Below are 24,144 nucleotides of genomic sequence, written 5' to 3' on the forward strand. Positions count from 1 at the left end.
TTCAGAGTGGGGTTGCGGTTGCGCCGCTGATCGTCGGGATCGCGGCGATGAGCTTGCGCGTGTATGGATGCTGAGGCGCGCCGAGAACCTCCGCCGCGGGGCCGGACTCCACGATCGTGCCGTCATTGAGCACGAGCACCCGGTCGGCGATCGACCCCAGCGAGGACAGGTCGTGGGAGATCAGGAGCATTCCAGTGCCCGCGTCGGCGGTGGCGCGCAGCGTGTCGACGACTTCGCTCCGGCTCGAGGCGTCGAGGGCCGACACCGGCTCATCGCACACGAGGAGTCGCGGCTGGACGGCGAGCGCCCGCGCTATCGCGACTCTTTGCCGCTGGCCGCCCGACAGCGCGCCGGGCCGTCTCCCCCACAGCTGCTCGGGAAGGCCGACGGCGTGAAGCGCCCGGTGGGCGGGCGCCTCGGCGGAGTTCTTGCCGAAGGTCTCGGTCGCACCTTCGAGCACGGAGCGCAGGACCGTGAAGCGGGCATCGAGGCTGCGCAGCGGATCCTGGAACACGTACTGCGCGTGGCCCTCGCGGCGGAACCGACGCCACTGCCGGTGCGTGAGGCCCTCGACCCGCTGGCCGTCCACCTCGAGCGTGCCCCCGGAGATCGACACCGCGCCGAGCACGGCTCGGCCCAGCGTCGTCTTGCCCGAGCCGGACTCGCCGATCAGTCCGACGATCTCGCCGGGGGCGACCTCGAAGGAGATCCCGTGCAGCACCTCAAGGGGGCCGAATCGGACGCTCAGGTCCTCGACGGCCAGGACGGGGGTGCAATGCGAGGGAGTCGCGTCGAGTCTGGCTCTCGTTCCTTCTCGGTTCGGGCTGGGGCTCGCGGTCTGGATCGGGCTCGGGGTCCCCGCCGAGTTCTGGTCCGGCAGCGGAGTCTGCGTGGTGGTCGGGTTCTTCGAAATGGTCGGAGTCTGCGTCATGGTCGGATTGTCCCCTGGTCGTTGCGGTGCGGGTCGGAGTCTGGAAACTGGTCCGTCGCGACTGCCTCGATGCCGAACCGGCTGTGGTCGGCGAGCAGCGTCTGCGTGTACGGGTGGCGAGGGGTGGTGAGGAGCTGTCCGGTCGGCCCGTGCTCGACGACCTCACCGTCACGGAAGACGTAGAGGTATTCGCAGCTGTGCGCGAGCACCGCGAGGTCGTGGGAGATCATCAGCACCGTGAGGTCGTGGGATTCGCGCAGTCGCCGGATCAGGGCGAGCACCTCGGCCTGCACGGTGACGTCGAGGGCCGTGGTGGCCTCGTCAGCAACGAGCAGGTCGGGTTCGCCGCTCACGGCGATCGCCAGCAGGATCCGCTGCAGCATTCCGCCGGACAGTTCGTGCACGTACTGGCCCGCCACCCGTTCGGGGTCCTGCAGCCCGACGTGGGAGAAGAGCTCGGCACGGCGGGCAGCTGCGGCCTTCCGACTGAGCCCGAGAGCACTGCGCAGCGCCTCGTCGACCTGCGAGCCGACAGTCAAGTGCGGGCTGAACCAGGTGGCCGGGTCCTGGAACACCGCGCCGATCCGCTTGCCGTGAAGGTCCTGCCACTGGTTCTTCGCCGAGGCGCCGGCCCGGTTGACAAGGTCCGTGCCGTCGAAGGAGATCCTGCCCTCCGTCATAGCCACTCCATCGGGCAGCACGCCGAGCAGCGCCTTGCAGGTCATCGACTTGCCGGAACCTGACTCGCCGAGGATGCCCACGCTCGTGCACTTCGGCACCCGCAGGCTGATCCCGCGGACCAGCTCGGCACCGGACGGAGCCTGCACGTGGAGATTCTCGATGTTGACCAGGTCCTGGCCGGAGCGCGATGGGCCCGGCCCTGCATGAGAGAGCTCCTGGCCGGAGAGCGAGGCGCGGACGGGTGCATCGTCCGGTGCACCGCCTGCCACTCGCCGGTCGATCACCTCGGCGTCGGCCCCCCGCCCGTCCACGGGCGCATCATCGGTACTGCCCTCGCCGGCCGGCTCGTCTTCGGCACCCCGCGCAGGAAGGTCCCGGATGTGATCGGCGAGGATCCCGAGCGCGGCGACGGAGAGCATGATCGCCAGCGCGGGCGCGACCGGATTGAACGGGCGGATCGCGAGATAGGAAAGGTCGGCCGAGAGCATTCCGCCCCAGGTCGGAGTCGGCGGCTGCACTCCGACGCCGAGGAACGTCAGGCTGGCCACCACGAGCAGGCTCCCGGCCAGCACGCTCGCCGAGGTCACCAGCAGCACCGGCACGATCCGCGGCACCACGTGGGCCAGTACGAGCTTGGGAATCGGAACGCCGAACAGTCGCGCGGCATCCACGTACTGGGTATGCGCGATCTCGATGACGACAGCCCGGACCACCCGGAAGAAGGTCGGGGAGGCGAGGATGCCCACGGCGACCATCGCCGCGTGGATGCTGTTGCCCAGCAGCGCGCCGATCGCGACGGCGAAGGTGATGAAGGGCAGCGCCATGAACGAGTCGAACACCCGCTCGAGCACCCAGCGGATCCCGCGTGGGGCGAACACCGATGCCACGGCGGAAACCGTGCCGAGCAGCAGCGCGATGACGACCGCCTCGAGCGCGGCGAGCACCGACAGCCGTGTGCCGGCCAGCAGTCGGGAGAGGATGTCGCGGCCGAGGTAGTCGGTGCCCAGCCAGTGCGCCGCTGAGGGCGCCGCCAGGACCTGCGAGGTGTCCTGGGCGAGCGGATCGGAGGGAGCGAGCACGGAGCCCAACGCGGTGACCACGGCCACGAGGATCAGCACCGCGAGCGCGACGGCCGCGGTGGGGCGGCTCAGCAGAGTTCGGACGGCGATCACAGGGAGCTCCTCTCGGTGGCGGGGGTGGTCCGGGCCGGGGTTGCCTGAGCCGGGGTGGTCCGGGCCGGGGTGGTCCGGGCCGCGGGATTCAGCGCGAGGATGAGCAGGTCGACGATGAGCGTGCTGATGAGCACCACGACGACGGTCACCATGACCGCGCCGAGCACCACGGGCTGGTCCCCCTGCATCGCGCCGTCGTACGCCATCAGGCCGAGTCCCGGCAGGGAGAAGATCTGCTCGGCGATGATCGCTCCGCCGATCAGCCGCGGCACCTGGATCCCCAGTGCTGCCAGCGCAGGTCCGGAGGCGTGGGGCAGCGCGTGCCGGAACAGGATCCGAGCCGGGGACAGCCCGCGCAGGCGGGCGCCGATCACGAGGTTCTCCTCGTACGTCCGCACGAGCGCGGTGCGCAGCTGACGTGCGATGTCGGCGGCCGCCTCGAGCGACAGGGCGATCGCCGGCAGGATGATCGACGCCAGCCAGCCGCCCGGGCTCCGCTCGAAGGGCACATAGCCGCCGGTGGGAAGGAAGGGCAGCGCCACCCCGAACAACAGGATCAGGCCGATCGACACCACGAACGGCGGCAGCGTGGCCAGCGTGGATGCTGCCAGCGTCACCAGGCGGTCGACCCAGCTGTCGCGCAGCAGGGCTGCCGCGATCCCCGCCGAGGCGCCCAGCACCACGGCGATCACCAGGGCCAGTCCCGCGATGGACAGGCTCACCGGCATCCGGTCCGTGATCGTCGTCAGCACCGGGATGCCGGTGAACCAACTGGTGCCGAGGTCGCCCTGCACCGCCTGGGCGATCCAGGATCCGAACTGGACGAGGAGGGGGCGGTCGCGACCGAGCTCGTGGTTGAGCTCCGCGACGGCTTCGGGGGTGGCGGCCTCGCCGAGGAGGATATCGGCCGGCTCCTGCTTGGCGAACGCGCTCAGCAGGAAGGTGATCCCCGCAGTGGCGAACAGCACCGGCACGGCGCGGCCCAGGCCGTGCAGCACCCAGATTGCAGCGCTCATGAGCGGACCCCCACTCCTTCGAATCGCTGGGTGTGGATGCAGTGCGTGAAGCCCGTGACGCGGTCGTTCAGCGCGTGCGCGCGGTTCCAGTTGACGAGCCACGCGTGCGGTGAGGCCCCGCTGACGGCAGCGCGGGTGGCTGCCTGCAGATGCGGCAGGTAGTCGGGTGACTCTAGCGGGGTGCGGCGCACCCGCTCGAGTGCAGTTGTGAACTCCTCGGGGGCCTGCTGGGAGATGTTCATCCAGCCGCCCTCGCTGTAGAGCACCTCGAGCGCCTGCACCGGAGACTCCCGGCCGGAGAACGAGTACATGTAGAGCGTGTACGAGTGGGCGGCCTTCTGGCCGGCGCCCGGCGGGGCGATCTCCAGGCGTAGGTCGAAGCCGGCTTCGGCCACCTGGGCCTGGACCGCCTCGGCGATCTTCCGGCTGGTGTCGTTGCCGGCATCCCCGATGACGTGGAACGTGACGGAGATGCCGTCGGGGTGGCCCGCCTCGGCGAGCAGGCGGTGGGCCTCCTCCGGGTCGTGGTCCCAGCGCCGGTGGAGTTCGGGGTCGTAGCCCTGCACGCCGCGGGAGAAGGGCTGCCAGTCCGGCTCCCCGTGGCCGAACAGCGGACCTTCGATGATCCCCTCCCGGTCGATGGCGCGGTTGAAGGCCTCGACGACGCGGGGATCGTCGAAGGGAGCGTGCCGATTGTTGACCTCGATGGTGTGGACGTTGAAGCAGGTGCCGCCAATCACGGAGAACCCGGACTGCTCGAGGGGAAGGATCTGGGAGTCGTCGACGTGGGCGAGGTCGTATTGGCCGGAGCGGAGCCCGGCGTAGGCAACCGCTTCAGCGGGGCGGGGCACCACCTGCAGCTCGTCGAGGAGGATCTCCGCGGCGTTCCAGTGATTCGGGTTGCGGCGCAGTGTGGCGTGCGAGCCCGGCACGTACTCGGCGAGCACGAATGGGCCGGCACCCACCGGCGCGATGTTGAGCTCAGCCCCTGATTCGATCGCGGCCGGGGACACGAGATGGCCGATGAGTCCTGCGAGCAGCAGGGGCAGCTGATAGCTGACCTCGGCCAGGTGGAGCGTGACATCGGTGGCGGAGTCCGCGGTGATGTCCTGGATGATCGCCAGGGATTGCCCGCTCGTCGCACCGGGCAGGTCCCGGCTGCGTTCGAGGCCGGCCTTGACGGCTGCGGCGTCGACCGGGGTGCCGTCGCTGTAGGTCAGGTTCGGGCGCAGATGGAAGGTGACAGCGTCGCCGGTGCCGTTGTAGGTCCAGGACTCGGCGAGGTCCGGCTGCAGCGCACCGTCCGGACCCAACCGGGTCAGCCCGGAGTAGACCAGCGACAGGACATGCACGTCGTAGCCGATCCCCTTCGCGGAATCCCACGTGGTCGGCAGCCGCCAGCCCCAGGTGAGCCGGCCCAGCTGCCCGTCCCCCGCCTCGCCGGCCGCGCTCACCTGCTGCCGGGGCGGAGCACACCCGGCACCGAGCAGGGCGGTGCCGATCACCGCCGCGGACAGGCGGGCGAAGGCGCTGCGGGATATCAGCTGCTGGGACATGGACCCTCCTCGTGGTGATCGTGATCGCGGAAGCACGGCGGGTTCTGCTCGGCCCTGGAATCCAATGTGCTGAATCCGGGAGTGCGGACGTCGTGCTGGAGTCGTGCTGAATCCGGGCGTCGTTCGGAGCTGGATTTGATGGTCACGGTGGCACGTCCGCCCGCCGGAGACCGTGCCTCCGGTCACACTGCATCGCGCACGTTCACGGGCTGACGCGGAAGTTCACAATCCGCAACGACGATTCGACCCCGCGGCTGAGCGTGCCCGACTATGACTGCAGACACACGAGAGGACGCACCATGTCAGCCATCGCCCGAGCAGGGTCAGAAAACACGCCGGCCGGCGCCGGGCTCGCTCCGGCGACCCGGCAGATCCACGTCGGCTATACCCCGGGGACACCCCAGAACACGGTCGCCGTGCCGATCTACCAGTCAGCCGCATATGAGTTCGAGAGCTTTGCCGCCGCCCGCGACACCTTCGCGCTGCGCCGCCCCGGCAACATCTACAGCCGCAACGGCAACCCCACCAACGCCGTCCTCGAGCGGCGGGTGGCGGATCTCGAAGGGGGCGCGGGAGCAGTCGCCCTGGGCTCCGGGCAGGCGGCCGTGGCCGTCGCGCTCCTCACCCTGGTCGCCGCCGCCGGGCCGGGCTCGGCGCGCGGGCCGGGCATGCCTCACCACATCGTGGCGTCGAACAAGCTGTACGGCGGTACCAGCGACCTGCTGGGTGACACCTTCGCGGACCTCGGCATCGAGGTGACGTTCGTCGACCCGCTCGACCTCGCGGCGTGGGAGGCCGCGCTGCGCGAAACCACCCGCGCAGTCTTCCTCGAGTCGATCGGCAACCCGATCCTCACGGTGCCCGACATCGCCGCGATCGCGGATCTCGCCCACTCCCGAGGCGTGCCAGTGGTCATCGACAACACGATGGCCACCCCCGTCCTGCTCCGGCCCATCGAGCTGGGCGCCGACATCGTGGTCCATTCGGCGACCAAATATCTCGGCGGGCACGGCACCTCGATCGCAGGCGTGATCGTCGACGCGGGCACCTTCGACTTCACCGCCGAGGCGCCCCGCTGGCCCCGGCTCACCCGGCCCTACCACCGGTTCGGCGACATCGTGTTCACCGAGGAGTTCGACGGCAGCGGCGGCCGCACGCCGTTCCTCGTGCTGGCACGCGCCAAGGCCGTCCATGACCTCGGTCCGACGCTGTCACCGTTCAACGCCGCACAGATCATCCAGGGCATCGAGACCCTGGAGCTGCGGATCCGGCGTCAGACGCAGACGGCATTCGAGCTTGCGGAGTTCCTCGTCGAGCAGCCGCAGGTCGCACGAGTCCATCATCCGGGGCTGCCCGGCCACCCCGAGCACGCGCTGGCCGGCCGGCTGCTGCCCGAAGGCCTCGGCAGCGTCTTCGCCTTCGACCTAGCCGTCGACCCGGTTCAGGTGGAGACCTTCGTCGATGCGCTCGAGCTGTTCGCGCTCGTGGCCAACATCGGCGACACCCGCTCGCTAGTCGTCCACCCCGCGACCATGACGCACTCGCGCCTCGACGAGGCGGGCCGGGCTGGGGCCGGAATCGAACTCACCACTGTCCGCCTGTCGATCGGGCTCGAGGATCCGGCGGATCTGCGCCGTGACCTCGCCGCCGCATTGGCGGCCCTCACTCCGGCTGCGGCCGCCTCGGCCACCGACCACTCCCCCGCCCTGGCTCACTGAAGCCCCACTGAAGGAGAACTATGCGATTCGGCTACTGGACCCCCGTCTACGGCGGCTTTCTGCGCAACGTCGGCGACGAGGGGATGCCCGCGACCTGGGACTACATCCGCACCATCAGCACCCAGGCCGACCGGCTGGGCTTCGAGCTCACCCTCGTCCCGGAGCTCTACCTCAATGACCGCAAGGGCGTGAATGAGCCCAGCCTGGAGGCATGGTCGCTGGCGACCGCGATCGCCGCGGTCACGGAGAAGCTGGAGATCCTCACCGCGATCCGCCCCGGCTACCACAACCCGCAGGTGACGGCGAAGCGACTGTCCACCCTGGCCGACGTCTCGAACGACCGGTTCTCGCTCAACGTCGTCGCGGCGTGGTGGGAGGAAGAGGCCAAGCAGTTCGGCGGAGTCTTCCCCTCCCACGACGACCGGTACGTCCACTGCACCGAGTTCGTCGACGCCCTCCGCGGGCTGTGGACCCAGAACCCGTACAGCCAGCACGGGCGGTACTTCAGCTTCGAGGACACCGTGGTCGAGCCGAAGCCGGCGAAGACCCCGAAGATCTACGCCGGCGGAGAATCGGAGGGCGGCCGCGAGGCGATCGCCGGCTTCGCCGACTCCTACGTCACCCATGGCGGCACCGTCGAGGAGCTGCGGGAGAAGGCCGCCGACGTGAATGCGCGCCGCTTCCGCCTGCAGGGCGCGCCGTTCGAGACCATCGGGATGAGCGCCTACGTCATCGTCCGCGACACGGAGGCCGAGGCGCGGGCTGAGCTCGAGCGCATCACCACCGTCGACCCGAACTCGCCCGGCTACGCCTCGTTCGAGGAGTTCGTGGCCCACTCGAAGCTCGATGTCGAAGTCTCCAAGCGGGAGTATTCGGTGGGTACCCGCGCGCTGCGCCCGGAGCTGGTCGGCACGCCCGAACAGGTCGCGGAGAAGATCGCCGCGTACCGCGCCGCCGGAGTCAATCTGCTGCTGATCCAGGCGTCGCCGCTCCATGAGGAGCTCGAGCGGATCGCCTCGGACCTCATCCCGCTCGTGCGCGAGATCGAGGCGGGTGCGGAGTCCCAGACGTCGGTCGGGGCAGGAGCGAAGCCGGCCGGCGCGGAAGCCGATCGCGCTGCCACACGAGTCTGATCCGCACGTCCTCCGCAACCGTCCGCACATTCTGAAAGGAACCCCCATGACAGTCACCTCATCGACGAGCACCGTCACCACCACCGCCATCGAGATCAAGCCCGGAGCCAACCCTCGCGGCACGGTCACCATGATCGCCGGCCGTGGCGAGGCCGCCTCCGTCTACGACAGGTTCGCCGGCCGCATCGCCTATGACGCCTACCCGGTCCGCGTCGTGACCGGGGCGGCTGCGGACCCCCAGGCAGCGGCCGAGGCGGTCCACGCCGTTCTCAACGATCCCGAGCTGCCCACTCCGCACTTCCTTGTCGGCTCGGATGCCGGCGGGGTCCTCGCCCTCGACCTCGCAGCCGATGAAGCGCCAGTCGCCGGCGTGGTCATCGCGGGCCTTCCGGTGGCGCCGTCACCGGCCGCGACTGACGGGACTACCGCCTCGGACGCGGGTTCCACGCCGGCTGCTGATGCCAGTGGGACTGTGCTGGATCCCGAGGCGCAGATCGGCCGGCGCTCCACCTGCCCGGTGCACCAGTCAGTGCTCAGGCAGCCGGAGAACCTGGACCCTGCGGCACTGTCGACGCCGCTGCCGGCCAGCCTGTCCCTGCCGGCGCCGGAGTCGGTGAAGGTTCCGGTCCTCGGCGTCTACGGTGAGTCCGATGACGTGGTCGACGTGAACGCAGGCACCGCATGGCTGACTCGCGTGCCGGGTGCGGCTGTCGTCCGGACTGCCGACGGCGCCCATGACGCGCTCAACGACCGCTCGCATCGCAGCGTCGCTGCTCGGATCGTCCAGTTCCTCGAGGACATCAAGAACGACGGCAGTCCGATTCTGCGGTGAACGCGTCGAATCATTCACCGTCGAACGGGGCGCCGATCGCTGGCTGAGCGGCCGGCGCCCTTCTGCTGAACGGCGAGCAGGCGAGAAAGTCCCAGGGTCTGAGATCAGAACCCTGGGACTTCTGGTTCCAGCGAGCAGCACTCGTGCCGCCGCAGCCGGCAGCCGACACTCAGTCCAGCAGGTCGTGGCGGACGATCGACTGCTCGCGGTCCGGGCCGACGCCGATCACCGAGATCCGGCAGCCGGACATCGCTTCGAGCGCGAGGACGTACTTCTGCGCGTTCTCCGGCAGGTCCTCGAAGGTGCGGGCGCCGGTGATGTCCTCGGTCCAGCCATCGAAGTGCTCGAAGATCGGGGTGGCGTGGTGGAAGTCTGACTGGCTCATGGGCATCTGGTCGTGGCGGACGCCGTCGACGTCGTAGGCCACGCATACCGGGATCTGCTCGATGCCGGTGAGGACGTCGAGCTTGGTGAGCACGTAGTCGGTGAAGCCGTTGACGCGGCTGGCGTAGCGCGCGATGACGGCGTCGTACCAGCCGCAGCGCCGGGCCCGGCCGGTGTTGACGCCGAACTCCCCGCCGGTCTTCTGCAGGTGGACGCCCATGTCGTCGAACAGCTCGGTGGGGAACGGGCCGGAGCCCACGCGGGTGGTGTAGGCCTTGATGATGCCCACGACCCGCGAAACCCGGGTGGGACCGATGCCGGAGCCCACGACCGCACCGCCGGCGGTCGGGTTCGAGGAGGTGACGAAGGGGTAGGTGCCGTGGTCGACGTCGAGCATGGTCGCCTGGCCGCCCTCCATGACGACGACCTCGCCGGCGTCGAGCGCCTCGTTGAGCAGGAGCGAGGTGTCGGCGACCATCGGCCGCAGGCGGTCGACGTACTGGAGGAAGTGCTCGACGATCTCCTCGGTCTCGACAGCGCGGCGGTTGTAGACCTTGAGGAGGAGCTCATTCTTCTGCCGCAGTGCTCCCTCGACCTTCTGCCGCAGGATCGACTCGTCGAAGATGTCCTGGACCCGGATGCCCAGGCGCCCCACCTTGTCCTGGTAGGTCGGCCCGATGCCGCGGCCGGTGGTGCCGATCGCGCGCTTGCCGAGGAAGCGCTCGGTGACCTTGTCGAGCACCTGGTGGTACGGGGCGACGAGGTGGGCGTCGGCGGAGATCCGCAGCTTCGAGGTGTCCGCGCCGCGGGACTCGAGCATCTCGATCTCCTCGAACAGCGCCTCAAGGTTGACGACGACGCCGTTGCCGATCACCGGGGTCACCGAGGGTGAGAGGATGCCGGCCGGCAGGAGCTTGAGCTCGTACTTCTCCCCGCCGACGACGACAGTGTGCCCGGCGTTGTTGCCGCCGTTGGGTTTGACCACGTAGTCGACACGGGTGCCGAGGATATCGGTGGTCTTGCCCTTGCCTTCATCGCCCCATTGGGCGCCGACGACCACGAGTGCTGGCATGTGTTCTCATCACCTTGGTTTGTCCGGGCAGCCTGCTCCCAGGCCTGACCCCGCCAGTCTACCGGCGGTCCGGGGCGCCTCCGCCACCGGCGGGCTGCGCACTGTCGGCCGGCGCCGCGCCCCTGCGGTCGTGCGGGAGCAGGGCGCGCAGGCCGCGGGCGCAGAGGTACACCCAGAGCGGGCAGCCGAGGACGAGGATCCAGATGAGCGGGGAGACCGAGGCGTCGCCCCGGCCGAACACGAGCACCTGCCCGAACGCCGCCCAGCTCTGCAGGGCGTGGGCGATCATGGCGGCGGTCATCGACCCGGTGAGCACGTACACGATGCCGAACGCGGCGCCGGTGATGAGGTAGGAGATCGCCTCGACCCCGGTGAGGGACCCGCCGAGGTGCGGGAAGGCGAACATCACCGCGCTGACGAGGATGCCGAGCACCGCGCCCAGCCCGGCCCGGCCGCCGCGGGCGAGGTGGTCGTGGATCGGCCGCAGCACGGCACCGCGGTAGAGGATCTCCTCGCAGACGGGGGCGCCGATCACGCTCGCGATGACGACCATCGCGGCCGGCAGGAGAGGGCCGTCGAGCTTCATCTCCGCGAAGATCTCCGTGGCACTGTCGGTGTCCTGCCCGGGCACCAGGGAGAAGAGCCAGAACAGCAGGTGGGTGACGGCGAAGACGACGAAGACGATGATCGCGTCGCGGCCGCTCAGCCCGCGCCGCAGCCCGAGGTCCTCGACCGTCGGCAGCTTCCGCGCGACGAGGGCGATGGCGCCGAGGGCGAGCGCGACGATGGCGACGAACTGCACCGGCATGAGCAGCGAGCTCAAGGCCTCCCTGGCGGCCTGGCTCCCGGCCAGTCCGCTGAGGACCGCGACGGTCGAGCCGACGATGAGCGCGGGCATGACGACGACCGCACACCAGGCCTTCCAGGTCGTCAGGTGCGCACGAAGTCCGTTCTGCAGGGGGACAGAGTACGTTACCGAGGAGTAACTCGCCGAGTCCGCAGCCGGCGTAACGCTCCGCTCAGCGGAGGTCGGCGGCGATGCGGTCGATCGCCTCGGGGTCGGACTCGCGGAGGAACTTCTCCACCCGCGCGGCCTCCTCGGCCTCGCCGATCGATGCGGCCGCCCGGCCGAGTGCGTAGAGCGCGCGGAGGAAACCGCGGTTGACCTCGTGGGAGTAAGGGATCGGGCCGGCGCCGCGCCAGCCCGCCTGCCGGAGCGCATCGAGGCCGCGGTGGTACCCCACCCGGGCGTAGGCGTAGGAATCGACCTTGCGGCCCTCGTCGAACGCCTCGTCTGCGAGCAGCGCCCAGGCGAGCGAGCTCGCGGGCAGGTCGTGGGCGACGTCGAGGGGCTCCTCGCCGGCGTCGATCCGGCTCCTCGCCTCGACGTCGGGGTGGTCCTCGGGCAGGTGCGTGGGCTGCGGGCCGAGCTGCGAGGCGTCGAGGTTGCCGATGCTCACGGGGCTGCCGATGGGTTGTGACATGGTGTCGTTCTCCTCCGATGGGTGGTTCCCGCAGGTCGCGGGTGTCAGCGGGCGTGCGGTCCGCGCACGCGGCTCGTCTCAGTCAGTCTCCACGTTCGAGGGCTGGATGGCGAACGGATTCGCGCTCAGCGCACCGAAGGCCCCGCGCTCGGCGAGGTCGGCGAGCGCGCCCTCCGATTCCACTCCGGTCGCCCACATCTTCACCTCGGAGCCGAGCCAGGTGTCGAGCTCGTCAGAATCGGCGGGCACCGCGGCCATGCCGACACCGGCTTCGAGCAGCGCGTCCGGCGTCACCGCGGTGACGTCCCCGGAGTAGAGAGCAGCGATGTCGCGGTCGACAGCGGTCCGCAGCACCTCGAGGTCGGACGAGCGGATGATCACACCCTCCGGCCGGCCGCCGGCCTCGATCGCCTCGAGCACGGGGCCCATGACCTGGGCGGAGGCGACCTCGGGCATGAACACCGTCGCGTCGCCGTACTCCATGAGCGCCTGCTCCCAGGTGATCGGGGTGCCGTCGCGGGTGGTCTCCGCCTCCTCGGCCTCCCCCTCGGGGTCGGCCGACAGCGGGGCCGGAGCGATGCGCGCGGCGGTGAAGGCCGCCGCGTCCGTCTGCTCGAGCGGCTTCTCCAGCCCCAGGTCCTCCTGGCCGGTCTCCGGGTCGGCGAGCGCCACGGTGCCGTCGGACAGCAGGGCGGTGGCGACTGCCGGCAGGTACCCGAACTTGACGTTCTCCTCGATCGCCTCGGCGGAGTTCGCCGGGTAGATGTCCTCACCTGCACCGAGCGCACCCACCGCAGGGCTCTGCAGGGCGTCGACGGTGAGCGCCTCGGGCTGGCGCACGGCATTGGCGATGACGAGGGCGATGACCGCGGCCAGCACGATCGCCCCGGCGATGAGCGGGGCGTAGAACCGGCGCGGCTGCTGCGCGGCGTCGCTCTGCTCGGCATCGCTCATGGGCGCAGCTCGGCGGGCACGGCCGATTCCACGATGGCGGACAGGCCGCGGGAGGCCCGCCAGCCGAGCTCGCGTTCGATCGCGGAGACGTCGGCGACGAGCTGGGGCGGGTCGCCGGGCCGTCGCGGCGCGATCTCCGGGGTGAGCTCGCGGCCGAGCGCGGACGACATCGCATCGATGACCTCGAGGACCGAGGCGCCCTGCCCGGTGCCGACGTTGAACACGGACTCCGCGATGCCCCCGGCTGCGATGTGGTCGAGGGCGGCGATGTGGGCGTCGGCGAGGTCGGCGACGTGGACGTAGTCGCGGATGCACGTGCCGTCCGGAGTGGGGTAGTCGTCGCCGAACACCACCGGTGCGCGGCCCATGGCGACGCGGTCGAGGATGATCGGGATGAGGTTCATCACCGCGGTGTCGGCGAGCTCCGGCCACCCGGTGCCGGCGACGTTGAAGTAGCGCAGCTTGATCGCACGCAGGCCGTGGCGGGCGGCGTTGTCGATCATCCACTCCCCCACGAGCTTCGTCTGCCCGTACGGGTTGATCGGGCGGCAGTCGATCTTCTCCGGCACGATCCCGATGTCGGGTATGCCGTAGACCGCGGCCGAGGAGGAGAACACCATCGTGGTGACGTCCGCGGACTCCATCGCGGCGAGCAGGTTCGCCAGCCCCTCGACGTTGTTGCGGTAGTACCAGAGCGGGCGCTCCACCGACTCCCCCACCTGCTTCTTCGCCGCGAAGTGGATGACCGCGGTGACCGCGTGCTCCTCCATTACCGCCCGCAGCCGGGATTCGGCGTCGGCGGCCGACAGGTCGAGCTCGACCAACGTGGCGTTCGGCACGCGGGCGGGGATGCCGTTGGAGAGGTCGTCGACGACGACGACCTGCTCGCCGCGCTGCTCGAGGAGGCGGACGACGTGGGAGCCGATGTACCCGGCCCCGCCGGTGACCAATGTGCTCATGAGCGCCTGACGCCTTTCGTCGGGTGTGATTCGGGGACGTGCCGGTGCCGGGAGCATCGACGATTCCCTCTCGAGGATAGCCGGGGTGCCGGCGCGGAACTCAGCGGGAGCGGTCAGCCGCCGTGCCGGCGCCGGTGAGCAGGCCGCGGAGGAAACCGGCGCCCCAGCTCAGGTGCATGGTGGGGAGCACGAGAGCGAACCACGCTCGCTCCCGCCTGCCGCAGTCCCGCGCCTGCCCGGCTGCGGCGACGATACCGGCGACGTAGGCGAGGCTCGGCACGTGGACGAGTGCGGTGAAGTGGCGGAGGAACCGCGGCCAGGTGTGGGTGGCCCCGGAGAGCTGGAGGAGCGTTTCGATGAGGGAGGCCGCCACGCCGAGCACCAAGAGCGGCGGAGCGAAGTAGCGCCAGGAGTTCTTGGTGCCGTGGCGGCGGATGAGTTCGGCGCGCCAGATCCCGGTGGCGTGGAACTGCTGGACGATCTTCCTCCACGTGGTGCGCGGCCAGTAGGTGACCTCGAGACGGGGGTCGAACCATATCCGTCCGCCGGCCTCGCGGATGCGGAGGTTGAGCTCCCAGTCCTGACCGCGGCGCAAGGTGGAATCGAAGCCGCCGAGCACGTCGAACACCTCGCGGCGGTAGATGCCCAGGTAGGCCGACTCGGATTCCTGCGGCTCGTCCCCGGTGTGATAGGCGGGACCGCCCAGACCCACGCGGGACATGTAGGCCCGGGCGACGGCCTTCTGGAACGGGGTCCGACCGCGGGCGAGCATGAGCCCGCCGCAGTTGGCGGCCCCGGTGTCGCGCAGCACTGCGATCGCAGTGTCGGTGTAGTCGCCGGTGAGCTCGGAGTGAGCGTCGACGCGGACGATCACCGGGTGCGAGGTGGCGGCGATGGCGAGGTTGAGGCTCGTCGGGGTGTCACCGGCCGGGTTGTGGACTATGTGGATGCGCGGTTCGCCCGCGGCGAGCGTGGTGACGATCGACGTCGTCTCATCGGTCGACGGGCCGAGTGCGAGCACGATCTCCTTCTCGCCGGCGTATTCCTGGTCGAGGATCGTGGTGATCGCGGCAGAAATGTGCTCGGCCTCGTTGAGGACCGGCATGATGTAGGAGACTCCTGGCCGGGCGGGCAGCGGCGGCAGGGCATCCGCGGTGAGCCGCTGGGATCGTTTCAACACGGATCAATACTCCCACAGCGCAGATGAGCGGCATCTGAGACGAATCTCAGATGCCGCTCATGCGGTCACCGGCCGATCAGCTCTCGCGGCGCTTGGCGAACATCACTGCCCCCGCTCCGGCGAGGACGAGCAGCGCGCCGATCCCGGCGATGCCGAGTCCCTGTGCGCCGGTGCGCGGGAGGCTTCCGGCGGAGCCGTCGGAGCCCGAACCTCCACCCGGGCGGTCGCTCGGTGCAGGGCCCGCGCCGTCAGCGCCCGATCCGCCCGGCTGCGGCGCCTCGGTGGACGGGCCGGCTGTCGGGGTCGCAGTCGCCGTGTCCGTCGGGGTCGCAGTCGCCGTGTCCGTCGGGGTCGCAGTCGCCGTGTCCGTCGGGGTCGGGGTCGGGGTCGCCGTGTCCGTCGGGGTCGGGGTCGCAGTCTCACCGCAGTCCATGGCCTTGAGCGCCTCGGGCGTGTACTCACCCTTGTAGGTGGCGTCAATGCGGTAGCTCGTGTTCTTTACATCGGTTTCCTCGCCGGGGGTGCCGGTGAGCACGAACATCGCATGGCTGTCGGCGGGCATCGCCGGCAGCGTGATCGTCAGCGTGCCCTCGTCCCACTTGAAGTCCGGCTCGCCGTCGGGAACGTTCTGATAGCCCTCTTCCCCGGTGAAGGTGTTGAAGAAGAACGGCCCCAGCCCTTCGCGGGTGTCGTCGCGCCCGGTCAGGTCCTCGATCTGCTGGGTCTCGTCCCAGGTCCAGTTGTCGCCGCGGCTCACAGTGATCTGACTGCCTGCCTCGATCGCATGGCGGGTGGCCACCGGGATGCGCCAGTAGAGTCGGTCACCCCCGCCCATCCAATGGTGGGTCTTGAAGTAGCCGTATTCGTCGCCGACAGCGGAGACGTATCCTTGGTTCGGGTAGTCGTCGAGGCGGCGGTCGATGACTGCCGCGGCCTTCCAGTCGACGGCGCACTCGCCGAGGTTACCGTCAGCGATCCCGTCTTCGCACATCTTGTGCGTGGTGTGCTTGGCGGTGAAGGTCAAAGTCACCGTAATTTCTTTGACTTTCTTCTCATCCATCTCCGCGGGATTGCCGAGCTTGCCGGCAACGGTGAACTGCGCGGACGAGCCCTCTGCCCGCTTCGGGTCCGCGTTGGGGACCGCCGTCATCTTGCCGTTCTCGGTGATCCCCCACTCGATGAGTGACCCGGATTTCTTGACCGGCTCCTTGAGATTCTCGAGGGGGATCTTCCGGTATTGCTCCGGAGTGGCAGCGCGCGCAGGGCTGACCAACTCACCGGGCTCGGCGAACGTGACGTCGTCAGAATCGAGCGTCACCTCGGCCTCGACGTCGTACAGCGGCTCGACAGTGCCGACGATGACGCGGAAGTTTGGCGTGCCCGCCTCCTCCCAGGTGTCGACGCCCGCCTCGCCCTTGCCGGCGATGGGAGAGTGGTTCTGCCACCAGCCGTCGATGGCGACGTCTCCGTTGAGCGTGGCGACCTTCGGTTCGTGCACGGCGTTGCTACCGGGGGCGATCTTCGACTTGGCCGTCCACTTAACCTCCTCGACGACCTCGCAGACGTCGCTGGGGTTGCTGGTCTCGGCGTTCGACGGGATGGCGGTGCCGAGCGCCAGCAGGGTAGCACCTGCCGATGCCGCCACGAATGCCTTCAACCGTGTTCTGATACGTTTCACAGGGTGCTCCTTCGGTCTCACCGCGCCCCCCGGTATCCGTGGTCTTCCACTGAGGCGTCGGCCCGATACGCTGGTATCGCGCATCCCAGTTGTTCTCTTCCGAGAACGGTGACAACTGAATGGTATCTGCCGATATAGCATTCAAGTATTTGTGATCATTGTGTTCATACAGCAATACGACCGCGCACTTGAAACGCGGTCACCGTCATCACCACGGGGCGCGGGGCTGGTCGCGGAATGGGGCACCCCGGCGCGGTTGCCAGCACGGATCGTGCCGGGGCCGGCGGGCCCGATCCGCAGCATTGACCGGCCCGGCCGGCGGACTGCTCACACCTCGGCCGGCGCGCCGCCTCACCGGTGCTGCTCGTACTCCTTGACCACCGCATCGGTGTCGCCGTCGGCGCGGAGCTCACCCTTCTCGATCCAGATGGTGCGGTTGCACGTGTCGCGGATCGAGCGCATCGAGTGGGAGACGAGGAACACGGTGCCGGCACGCTCGCGGATGTCGCGGATGCGCTTCTCGCTCTTCTTCTGGAAGTCGCGGTCGCCCACGCTCAGCGCCTCGTCGACGATGAGGATCTCGTGCTCCTTGGCTGTGGCGATCGCGAACTTGAGGCGGGCGGACATGCCGGAGGAATACGTGCGCATGGGCATGTCGATGAAGTCCTCGAGCCCGGTGAACTCGACGATGTCGTCGTACTGCGCCTCGATCTCCTCGCGATCCATGCCCATCGCGAGGCCGCCGAGGATGATGTTGTTGCCGCCGGACAGATCCGGGATGAGGGCAGCACCCACGCCCAGCAGGTTGGGCCGTGACTTCGCGTAAACCGCACCGCGGGTGGCCGGGGTGAGCCCGGTGATCGTGCGCATGAGGGTGGACTTGCCCGAGCCGTTCGTACCGATGATGCCGATCGACTCGTTGGCGCGCGCCACGAAGGTCACTCCCTTGAGCGCGTGCACCGTGCGCAGGGACCGGCCGCGCTGGAGCAGGCCGCTGCTCATGCTGGGCTTGATCGGCTTGCCGGTGGCCAGGGTGCGGAACTCGACGTGGACGTCGTCGCAGGCGACGACCGGCTGGCCCTCGGCGGGCTTCTCAGTTCTCTCGGCCATAGCGCTCCTCCGCCTTCCAGAAGAAGACCGTGCCGACGACGAGGATGACGACGGCCCAGATCGCGAGCTTCCACCAGTAGTCCCACGGGATCGAGTACTCGTCGAGCAGGATGCCGCGGGCGATCGAGAGCACCTCGTTGAGCGGGTGCCAGGCGTAGACCGCCTGCAGGGTGGGGTAGGGCTCGAGCACGGTGCGCGGGTCGAAGAACACACCCGAGGTATAGAAGATCAGGCGGGAGATGAACGGCACGAACTGGCTGAGGTCGCGCACGTGCACCGTGAGCCGCGCGAAGATCAGCGCCACACCCTGGTTGAACAGGTAGAACAACGCGATGAGTGGGATGAAGAGGAACCAGGAGAGGTTCGGCCGCGCCCCCCACAGCATGGTGAGGACGAACATCAGCAGCAGGGTCGGCATGAAATTGAGCAGGTTCTGCAGGACCGTGGCGATCGGCAGCACCATGCGGGGGAACGGCAGGGACTGCACGAGCGCGGTATTGCTGATGATCGACTTCGCGCCGCCGTTCATCGAGGTGTTGAAGAACTCGAGGAAGAACACGCCGATGATGAGGAAGGGCACGAAGTTCGCCGGACGCATGCCGGCGAGGATGAGCCCGAACACGAGGCCGTAGACCATCGCGGAGAGGATCGGCCGCAGCACGACCCAGAGCATGCCCAGGCGATTCCGCTCGTTCTCGCTCTGGATGCGGTACTTCGCCAGGGAGTATGTGAAGTCCCGGCGCCGCCACACCTCGGTGACGTAATCGGTGAACGACGGCCGGGCGCCGACGCGCTCGAGCGAGTTCGCGGCGGCCAGTTCGGACAAGCTCATAGACTGCGGGACACTCTCCGGTGGGGACTCTGACCCGCTAAGTCTACGCCCTCGCAGGCCCGGAGCCGGCCAGGCGCGAGGCCGTGACGAGGTCGAAACCGGGTGCGCTCACCTGCCCCCGTGTGGGCACCGTGCCCGAGGCGAGCAGCCGACGGGCTGCGAGGTGCGGCTTGGGCGGGCCCAGGGTCTCGACGCCGACGAGCGGGGCGTCGTCCGCCGCCGAGGCGAACAGCGCCACCTGCCCGCTCCCCGTCGCCAGGTCACCGAGGACCACGGGCTCGCCCTGAGATGCGGCGGCGGACATGCCGGCGGTGAAGACGCGCACGGGGCCCTGGAAGCTCCAGTGCCACGGGAGGTCGCTCCAGGCGGCGGTCGGCGCGGAGTGGCCCGGCTCCACGTGTTCGGAGGGGTCGGGCTCGGCGGGACCCGGTGATTCGGCGTGGTTCGATGCGGCACCCAGGCACCGACCGAGCCACTCCCCCTGCGAGGCGGCCACCGGTTCGGATTCCTGGGGGCCGTAGGCCGCCATCGGGCCGTGCGCCACCTGCCCGCAGTCGCCGATCGCGTAGACCGCCTCCAGCGGGGCGCCGCCCGCAGCGAGGACCCGGAGGTGGGCGTCGGTGAGGAGCGCGCCCGCGCTCGTGCGCTGGACGTCCTGGCCGGCGAAATTCGTGGCGGCCTGCGCTCCGACGGCCGTGATCCAGAAGTCGCGGGCGACGTAGTCGACCGGTGTGGAGTGCGGGACGAAGCGGACGCCGGCGGATTCATGGAGCGCCATGACGGCGTCACTCAGCGGTGCGCTGAGCCGGGGCAGCGGGCGCGGCCCGTTGAGGTGCACGGTCGCCGTATGGCCGGCGTCCACCGCACCGCGGGCGAGCTCGAGCGCGAGGAAGCCGGAGCCGATGATGCCGATATCGACCGGGGTGTCCTGGGCGGAACCGGAGCGGAGCGCCGCGAGGTGCTCGCGGATCGCCTGTGCGTCGGCGGCGGAGTGCAGAGTGAAGGCCGGGCCGCCGGGCAGCTCGATGTCGAGGATCCGGGCGGCGGATCCGGTGGCGATGACGATGGCGGAGCCGTGGACCCACTCCCCGGTGTCGAGCCGGACAGAGCGGGTGTCGAGGTCGAGCTCGACGGCTGCGCCCTGAAGAAGTGCGACGCTCGAGCCGCCGGACACGGCATGTCCCGGACCGGAGTCTGCGGCGGCCGGGTCCACACTGTGCGCGGTGAGCGTCAACGATTCCGCGAAGAGCTTCTTCGACAGCGGCGGCAGTTCGACGCCGGGCGAACCGTCGGGGGAGAGAACGACGACCGGTGCGCCCCTGCCGGCAAGTGCACCGGCCACACGCGAACCGGCCTCGCCTGCGCCGACGACGAGCACCGCACCGCCGACGGAGTCAGGGTGCAGGCCCGGAGCGGCGGCGGAGCGGGATTCATCGCACATGGCACACCGACACTACCTGAGATCGCCTCGCCGGCCATGACCGCGGCGCCTCTGCCTGTTCGTCGCGACCCGACGCCGACCTCGTTGCGACGACTGCTCAGATCACGCGCTCGTCGCGGGCGCGTTCGATCGCCTGGGTCCGATTGTCCGCTCCGAGCTTGTCGAAGATGTGCACGAGGTGGGTCTTGACTGTCGCCTCGGAGATGAACAGCCGGCGCGCCAGCTGGCGGTTGGTGGCACCGCCGGAGAGGAGTTCGAGGATCTCGATCTCGCGCGGGGTCAGGGCTGTCGCCGGGGAGGCGATCCGCTTCATCATCTGTGCGATGACGGACGGAGAGAGCACCGATCTCCCGGCCGCCGCGTCCTCCACGGCACGCGCGATCTCATCGGCCGGGCAGTCCTTGAGCAGGTAACCGATGGCGCCGACCTCCAGCGCCGCCACGACGTCGGCCTGGGTGTCGAACGCCGTCATGATCAGCACCGGTATATCGCAACGCTCCCGGATCAGTCGAGTCGCCTCGATCCCCGACACTCCCGCGCCCATCCGCAGATCCATCATGATGACATCGATCTGCGCGCCGAATTCCTCGAGGCGCAGCAGCGCCTCCTCACCCGTGCCGGCCTCGACCGCCACCGTCATGGTCTCGCGCCCGTCCACCAGGGCGCACAGACCTGCGCGCACGACGGGATGGTCATCGACGATCATCACCTGTACCCGCGGCACTGTGCCTCCCACCGGTGGATCGTGCGACGACGACGCACGACGACCGATCTCCGCAGGGCCTGTCGCCCGTCTCTTCCGCGCGTCCGCACCCACCGGACCCGACGCGCCGAGCCGCCGATCCGCCGGCTCACCGCGGATGATACCTGCTGCCGCTCCGGATGAAGTCAACCGATCGGATGATCTCCGCGTCGTCCGGATGATCCCTGCGGTTCAACCGGTGGGGCGATCCGCGCCCGCGCCCCCTCCACCATGATGGATGGACACCCGACATTCCTACCGACCTCGGAGAGCAGACATGTACCTGGCCTTCCGCGATATCGTCTTCGCGAAGGGGCGCTTCGCCCTGATCGGCGGCGTGGTCGCACTCATCACCCTGCTGCTCGTGCTGCTCACCGGTCTGACCGACGGACTGGGCCGGCAGAACACCTCGGCCCTGGAGAACCTCGGCGCGTCCCATATCGTCTTCGCCGCCCCGGGCGACGACGGCGACGAGCCGTCGTTCACCGAGTCGGTCATCACAGCCGATGAGCTGCGGGCCTTCTCCGCGCTGCCGGCCTACCAGTCCGAGCGCGGTTCGCTCCTCATGATGCAGGCATTCCTCTACGGCATCTCCGCCCTCGTCGTGGTGTCCTTCCTCACCGTGTGGACCATCCAGCGCACCCGGGATCTCGCCGTCCTTCGCGCATTGGGGTCCTCCCGCGGTTACCTCGTACGGGACTCCATGACCCAGGCCGCCTTCGTCGTGCTCCTCGGAGCTGCGGCCGGAGGCGCAGCCGGTGCCGCCGGAGGAGCGGCGGTCGGCTCCGCAGTGCCGTTCGCGCTGACGCCGATGACCATCCTCACGCCGGTGCTCGGCGTATTCGTCCTCGGTCTGATCGGGGCTGCACTGGCCACCCGGCGCGTGACCCGGATCGATCCCCTGCTCGCTCTCGGAGGGAACTGACCATGCACTCATCGACGCCTCAGCCCCTGCCCTCCCCCGCACCCCACCGATCCGCTCCCGCGCTCCGGCTCGAGAACGTCAGCCTCGTCTACCCCGATGGCGTGGACGAGAACGGCGCACCCCGCACCATCCGCGCCCTGGCCGCCGTCGATCTCTCCGCCGAGTCGGGAACCGTCACTGCTCTCGTGGGACCGTCGGGATCCGGCAAGTCCTCGCTCCTGGCCGTCGCGTCGACCCTCATCGGTCCGAGTTCGGGATCGGTGCGCCTGGCAGGTCGCGAGCTCACCGGACTGCCGGAGAAGGACCGCGCGATGCTGCGGAGAAAGCAGCTCGGCACGATCTTCCAGCAGCCCAACCTGCTCCCGTTGCTCACCGCGCACGACCAGCTCGTGCTCACTGAGCATCTGCGCGGGGCCCGGGGCCGGCAGCTGGCCCGTGCCGGCCAGCGGGCGCACGAGCTGCTCGAGGTCGTCGGTCTGGCCGCCGCCGCCGACCGGCGACCGCATCAGCTGTCCGGTGGTCAACGGCAACGGGTGAACGTCGCGCGAGCTCTCATGGGACGACCGAAGGTCATGCTGGTCGACGAACCCACGTCCGCGCTCGATCACGACCGCTCGAGAGCCATCATCGACCTCATCGTGGCGACGACCCGGCAGTTCGACACCGCAACGGTCGTCGTCACCCACGATACCGAGTTCGTGCCCCTGGCCGACACAGCCTTGACGATCCGCGGCGGCCGCCTGGACTGACCTGCTCCCGGACCCGTGATCCGAGAGCTGCCGGTCGGGTCGAATCCCGCCCGGTGCGCAGAACCGATCACCGCGCGGAACAAATCTCACGAAGTCCCGCATCCGGTCGAGGTTCGGCGAATTGGCACGATAGTTGGGGCGGCAGTGATGAGTGGAAGCGGAATCCCGCGCAGGCAACCGCACCTCCGCCGGGAATACGCGCGACGGGGTTGGGCCGCCTCGATGACCGGCGGCAGGACGCGCGCCGACAGCGTTCGACCGGGTGCCCGTCTGATCGACGTTCACGATCACCGTCGAGCCCGAGGGCGGGTCGGCGGCGCCGACCACGGATCCGATCGTGGCCATCCCGACCGGCTGATCCGCCGAATCGCCGCAGTGCACCGGCGGCATCGTCCGACCGGCGCTCATTGCCGAACCGGCGTCCGCGTAATAGGTTGCTTCTACCCGAGGTGCAGGGCGGCCGCTCGGCGAGGGCCGCTGCGACTCGCATCGGTGCCTCGGCCCTTCGACGACGAGGCGGGCGGCCATGACGACATTCGGCATCGAGGAGGAGTACCTCCTCATCGATCGGGACACCGGACTGCCGGCCTCCCCCTCCCCCGAGCAGACGCGCACGCTCCACGCGCTCGAGGTCGCCGGCAGGAGCGCGACCGCCGGATAGTTCACCTGCCAGCTCGAGTACAACTCCCCCGTGCACACCGAGACCGGCACGGCACTGTCCAAACTGCTCGGTTTCCGCCGCGCACTCGCCGCGACCGCGGACCGCATGGGGTTCGCGGTCGCGGCCCGAGGAACCGCACCGGACCACCCGCGCTCACCCTCCGAGGTGAGTCCCGGGGCTCATGAATCGGCCCCGCCGAGCTCGCCCCGCGCTTCGCCGTCGACCATCATGTCAACGGCCTGCACGTCCACGTGGGTCTGGCCGACCTCGCCACCGGCGTCCGGGCCCTCAACGGGCTGCGCCCCTGGCTGCCGGTGCTGGTCGCGCTCGGAGCGAACTCGCCCGTGTGGCAGGGCGCGGACACCGGGTTCGCGAGCTGGCGGACCATCCAGTACCGGCGCTGGCTGGTCAACGGCATACCGCCGCGCTTCCACGACCTCGCCGACTACGAATCCCGCGTCGCCACCCTCCCGGAGGCATGCGCGATCAGCGGTGGGCGGTCCAGAGGAGTCGGATGCGGCATGCTCACTGGAAGGCAGACCTGTGCGGTGTGCGGCCAGTGCGAGAGGCTCCGCGAAGACCGTCTTCGACAACGGCGGCAACTCGGCACTCGGTCGCCTTCCTGGGGCGACGATGGTGACTGCCGCGCCGGCGGTTGCGAGAACTGCGGCACACCGGATGCCCGCCGCACCCCCACCGATGACGGGCACCGGAGCAGTCCCTGAGCGTGGGTGACGGCCCGCACTGGGGTTAGGGCGTGTCTGACAATGATGTGGTTCGCTGGCTGAGAGCCTGGGAGCATGTCGAGATTCCAACTGCTCACGGATGCTCAATGGTCTCTGATCGCTGACTTGCTGCCTGCTCCGACCGGCCGCAGGGGCCGGCCCTTCGCTGATGCCCGCCAGATGGTCGAGGGCATCATCTACCGCTACCG

At 69.5% G+C, this 24,144-nt stretch carries 23 protein-coding genes; 8 read left to right on the forward strand and 15 right to left on the reverse strand.

The features are described 5' to 3' along the window. Position 1: 1 nt before the first annotated feature. Genes AB0I45_RS08300 through AB0I45_RS08315 form a run of 4 tightly spaced genes read right to left on the reverse strand, consistent with a single transcriptional unit; the run spans position 2 to position 5,356 of the window. Positions 2 to 931, reverse strand: coding sequence for an ATP-binding cassette domain-containing protein (locus AB0I45_RS08300; RefSeq protein WP_345029444.1), 930 nt, complete (start codon positions 929 to 931; stop codon positions 2 to 4). Continuing rightward, positions 928 to 2,784, reverse strand: coding sequence for a dipeptide/oligopeptide/nickel ABC transporter permease/ATP-binding protein (locus AB0I45_RS08305; RefSeq protein ID WP_345029437.1), 1,857 nt, complete (start codon positions 2,782 to 2,784; stop codon positions 928 to 930). Before AB0I45_RS08305 ends, AB0I45_RS08300 begins: the two co-directional genes overlap by 4 nt. After that, the gene (locus AB0I45_RS08310; RefSeq protein ID WP_247423586.1) at positions 2,781 to 3,800 is read right to left on the reverse strand and encodes an ABC transporter permease; all 1,020 of its coding nucleotides are present in this window, start codon (positions 3,798 to 3,800) and stop codon (positions 2,781 to 2,783) included. The genes AB0I45_RS08305 and AB0I45_RS08310 overlap by 4 nt, the downstream gene beginning before the upstream one ends. Then, positions 3,797 to 5,356 (reverse strand): ABC transporter substrate-binding protein, encoded by a 1,560-nt coding sequence (locus AB0I45_RS08315; RefSeq protein ID WP_345029432.1) that lies wholly within the window; start codon positions 5,354 to 5,356, stop codon positions 3,797 to 3,799. Before AB0I45_RS08315 ends, AB0I45_RS08310 begins: the two co-directional genes overlap by 4 nt. A gap of 299 nt (positions 5,357 to 5,655) precedes the next feature. Here AB0I45_RS08315 and AB0I45_RS08320 point away from each other — a divergent pair, with 299 nt between their 5' ends. From AB0I45_RS08320 to AB0I45_RS08330, 3 genes are all read left to right on the forward strand, one after another. Next, positions 5,656 to 7,074, forward strand: coding sequence for an aminotransferase class V-fold PLP-dependent enzyme (locus AB0I45_RS08320; protein WP_345029429.1), 1,419 nt, complete (start codon positions 5,656 to 5,658; stop codon positions 7,072 to 7,074). 20 nt (positions 7,075 to 7,094) lie between these two features. Further along, positions 7,095 to 8,207 (forward strand): LLM class flavin-dependent oxidoreductase, encoded by a 1,113-nt coding sequence (locus AB0I45_RS08325; protein WP_295690927.1) that lies wholly within the window; start codon positions 7,095 to 7,097, stop codon positions 8,205 to 8,207. Positions 8,208 to 8,337: 130 nt separating this feature from the next. Beyond that, positions 8,338 to 9,039, forward strand: coding sequence for a hypothetical protein (locus tag AB0I45_RS08330; protein ID WP_247423594.1), 702 nt, complete (start codon positions 8,338 to 8,340; stop codon positions 9,037 to 9,039). 169 nt (positions 9,040 to 9,208) lie between these two features. Here the strand turns inward: AB0I45_RS08330 and AB0I45_RS08335 are convergent, their stop codons facing one another. From AB0I45_RS08335 to AB0I45_RS08385, 11 genes are all read right to left on the reverse strand, one after another. Beyond that, complete coding sequence (locus AB0I45_RS08335; protein WP_247423596.1) at positions 9,209 to 10,495, reverse strand: adenylosuccinate synthase; 1,287 nt, start codon at positions 10,493 to 10,495, stop codon at positions 9,209 to 9,211. 58 nt (positions 10,496 to 10,553) lie between these two features. Continuing rightward, the gene (locus tag AB0I45_RS08340) at positions 10,554 to 11,393 is read right to left on the reverse strand and encodes a type II CAAX endopeptidase family protein (protein WP_360317732.1); all 840 of its coding nucleotides are present in this window, start codon (positions 11,391 to 11,393) and stop codon (positions 10,554 to 10,556) included. A 121-nt stretch (positions 11,394 to 11,514) separates the two neighbouring features. Beyond that, a complete protein-coding gene (locus AB0I45_RS08345; protein ID WP_137318764.1) occupies positions 11,515 to 11,979 on the reverse strand; it encodes a DUF3151 domain-containing protein in 465 nt (154 codons plus the stop codon). A 78-nt stretch (positions 11,980 to 12,057) separates the two neighbouring features. Continuing rightward, positions 12,058 to 12,933 carry a hypothetical protein gene (locus AB0I45_RS08350; RefSeq protein WP_247423603.1) on the reverse strand — a complete coding sequence of 292 codons (876 nt, stop codon included), beginning with the start codon at positions 12,931 to 12,933 and terminating at the stop codon, positions 12,058 to 12,060. Further along, complete coding sequence (gene galE, locus AB0I45_RS08355; RefSeq protein WP_360317736.1) at positions 12,930 to 13,892, reverse strand: UDP-glucose 4-epimerase GalE; 963 nt, start codon at positions 13,890 to 13,892, stop codon at positions 12,930 to 12,932. The genes AB0I45_RS08350 and galE overlap by 4 nt, the downstream gene beginning before the upstream one ends. A 100-nt stretch (positions 13,893 to 13,992) precedes the next feature. Next, on the reverse strand, positions 13,993 to 15,072 hold the full coding sequence (locus AB0I45_RS08360; RefSeq protein WP_247423607.1) for a glycosyltransferase family 2 protein: 1,080 nt from the start codon (positions 15,070 to 15,072) through the stop codon (positions 13,993 to 13,995). A gap of 76 nt (positions 15,073 to 15,148) precedes the next feature. Continuing rightward, entirely contained in the window at positions 15,149 to 16,750 is a 1,602-nt protein-coding gene (locus tag AB0I45_RS08365; protein WP_360317739.1) for an LPXTG cell wall anchor domain-containing protein, read from the reverse strand. Positions 16,751 to 17,101: 351 nt separating this feature from the next. Continuing rightward, positions 17,102 to 17,860 (reverse strand): ABC transporter ATP-binding protein, encoded by a 759-nt coding sequence (locus tag AB0I45_RS08370; RefSeq protein ID WP_360317742.1) that lies wholly within the window; start codon positions 17,858 to 17,860, stop codon positions 17,102 to 17,104. Further along, positions 17,844 to 18,692: an ABC transporter permease gene (locus AB0I45_RS08375; protein WP_345029413.1), complete on the reverse strand. Its 849-nt coding sequence runs from the start codon at positions 18,690 to 18,692 to the stop codon at positions 17,844 to 17,846. Before AB0I45_RS08375 ends, AB0I45_RS08370 begins: the two co-directional genes overlap by 17 nt. Before the next feature lie 43 nt (positions 18,693 to 18,735). Continuing rightward, complete coding sequence (locus tag AB0I45_RS08380) at positions 18,736 to 20,133, reverse strand: FAD-dependent oxidoreductase (RefSeq protein WP_360317746.1); 1,398 nt, start codon at positions 20,131 to 20,133, stop codon at positions 18,736 to 18,738. 97 nt (positions 20,134 to 20,230) lie between these two features. Next, positions 20,231 to 20,839, reverse strand: a complete 609-nt coding sequence (locus AB0I45_RS08385; RefSeq protein WP_360317749.1) for a response regulator transcription factor — start codon at positions 20,837 to 20,839, stop codon at positions 20,231 to 20,233. Between the two features lie 313 nt (positions 20,840 to 21,152). Here AB0I45_RS08385 and AB0I45_RS08390 point away from each other — a divergent pair, with 313 nt between their 5' ends. The 5 genes from AB0I45_RS08390 to AB0I45_RS08410 form a co-directional block, all read left to right on the forward strand. After that, a complete protein-coding gene (locus AB0I45_RS08390; RefSeq protein ID WP_360317770.1) occupies positions 21,153 to 21,800 on the forward strand; it encodes an ABC transporter permease in 648 nt (215 codons plus the stop codon). Positions 21,801 to 21,802: 2 nt separating this feature from the next. Continuing rightward, positions 21,803 to 22,549 carry an ABC transporter ATP-binding protein gene (locus AB0I45_RS08395; RefSeq protein ID WP_360317752.1) on the forward strand — a complete coding sequence of 249 codons (747 nt, stop codon included), beginning with the start codon at positions 21,803 to 21,805 and terminating at the stop codon, positions 22,547 to 22,549. A gap of 526 nt (positions 22,550 to 23,075) precedes the next feature. After that, entirely contained in the window at positions 23,076 to 23,210 is a 135-nt protein-coding gene (locus AB0I45_RS08400; RefSeq protein WP_360317755.1) for a hypothetical protein, read from the forward strand. A 185-nt stretch (positions 23,211 to 23,395) separates the two neighbouring features. Then, positions 23,396 to 23,935 carry a glutamate-cysteine ligase family protein gene (locus AB0I45_RS08405; protein ID WP_360317773.1) on the forward strand — a complete coding sequence of 180 codons (540 nt, stop codon included), beginning with the start codon at positions 23,396 to 23,398 and terminating at the stop codon, positions 23,933 to 23,935. Between the two features lie 75 nt (positions 23,936 to 24,010). After that, positions 24,011 to 24,144, forward strand: a 134-nt coding sequence (locus AB0I45_RS08410; RefSeq protein ID WP_360317776.1) for a transposase, incomplete at its 3' end; no start/stop codon positions are given.

It is taken from the genome of Brevibacterium sp. NPDC049920, from assembly GCF_040656435.1.
Taxonomy (GTDB): Bacteria; Actinomycetota; Actinomycetes; order Actinomycetales; family Brevibacteriaceae; genus Brevibacterium; species Brevibacterium pityocampae.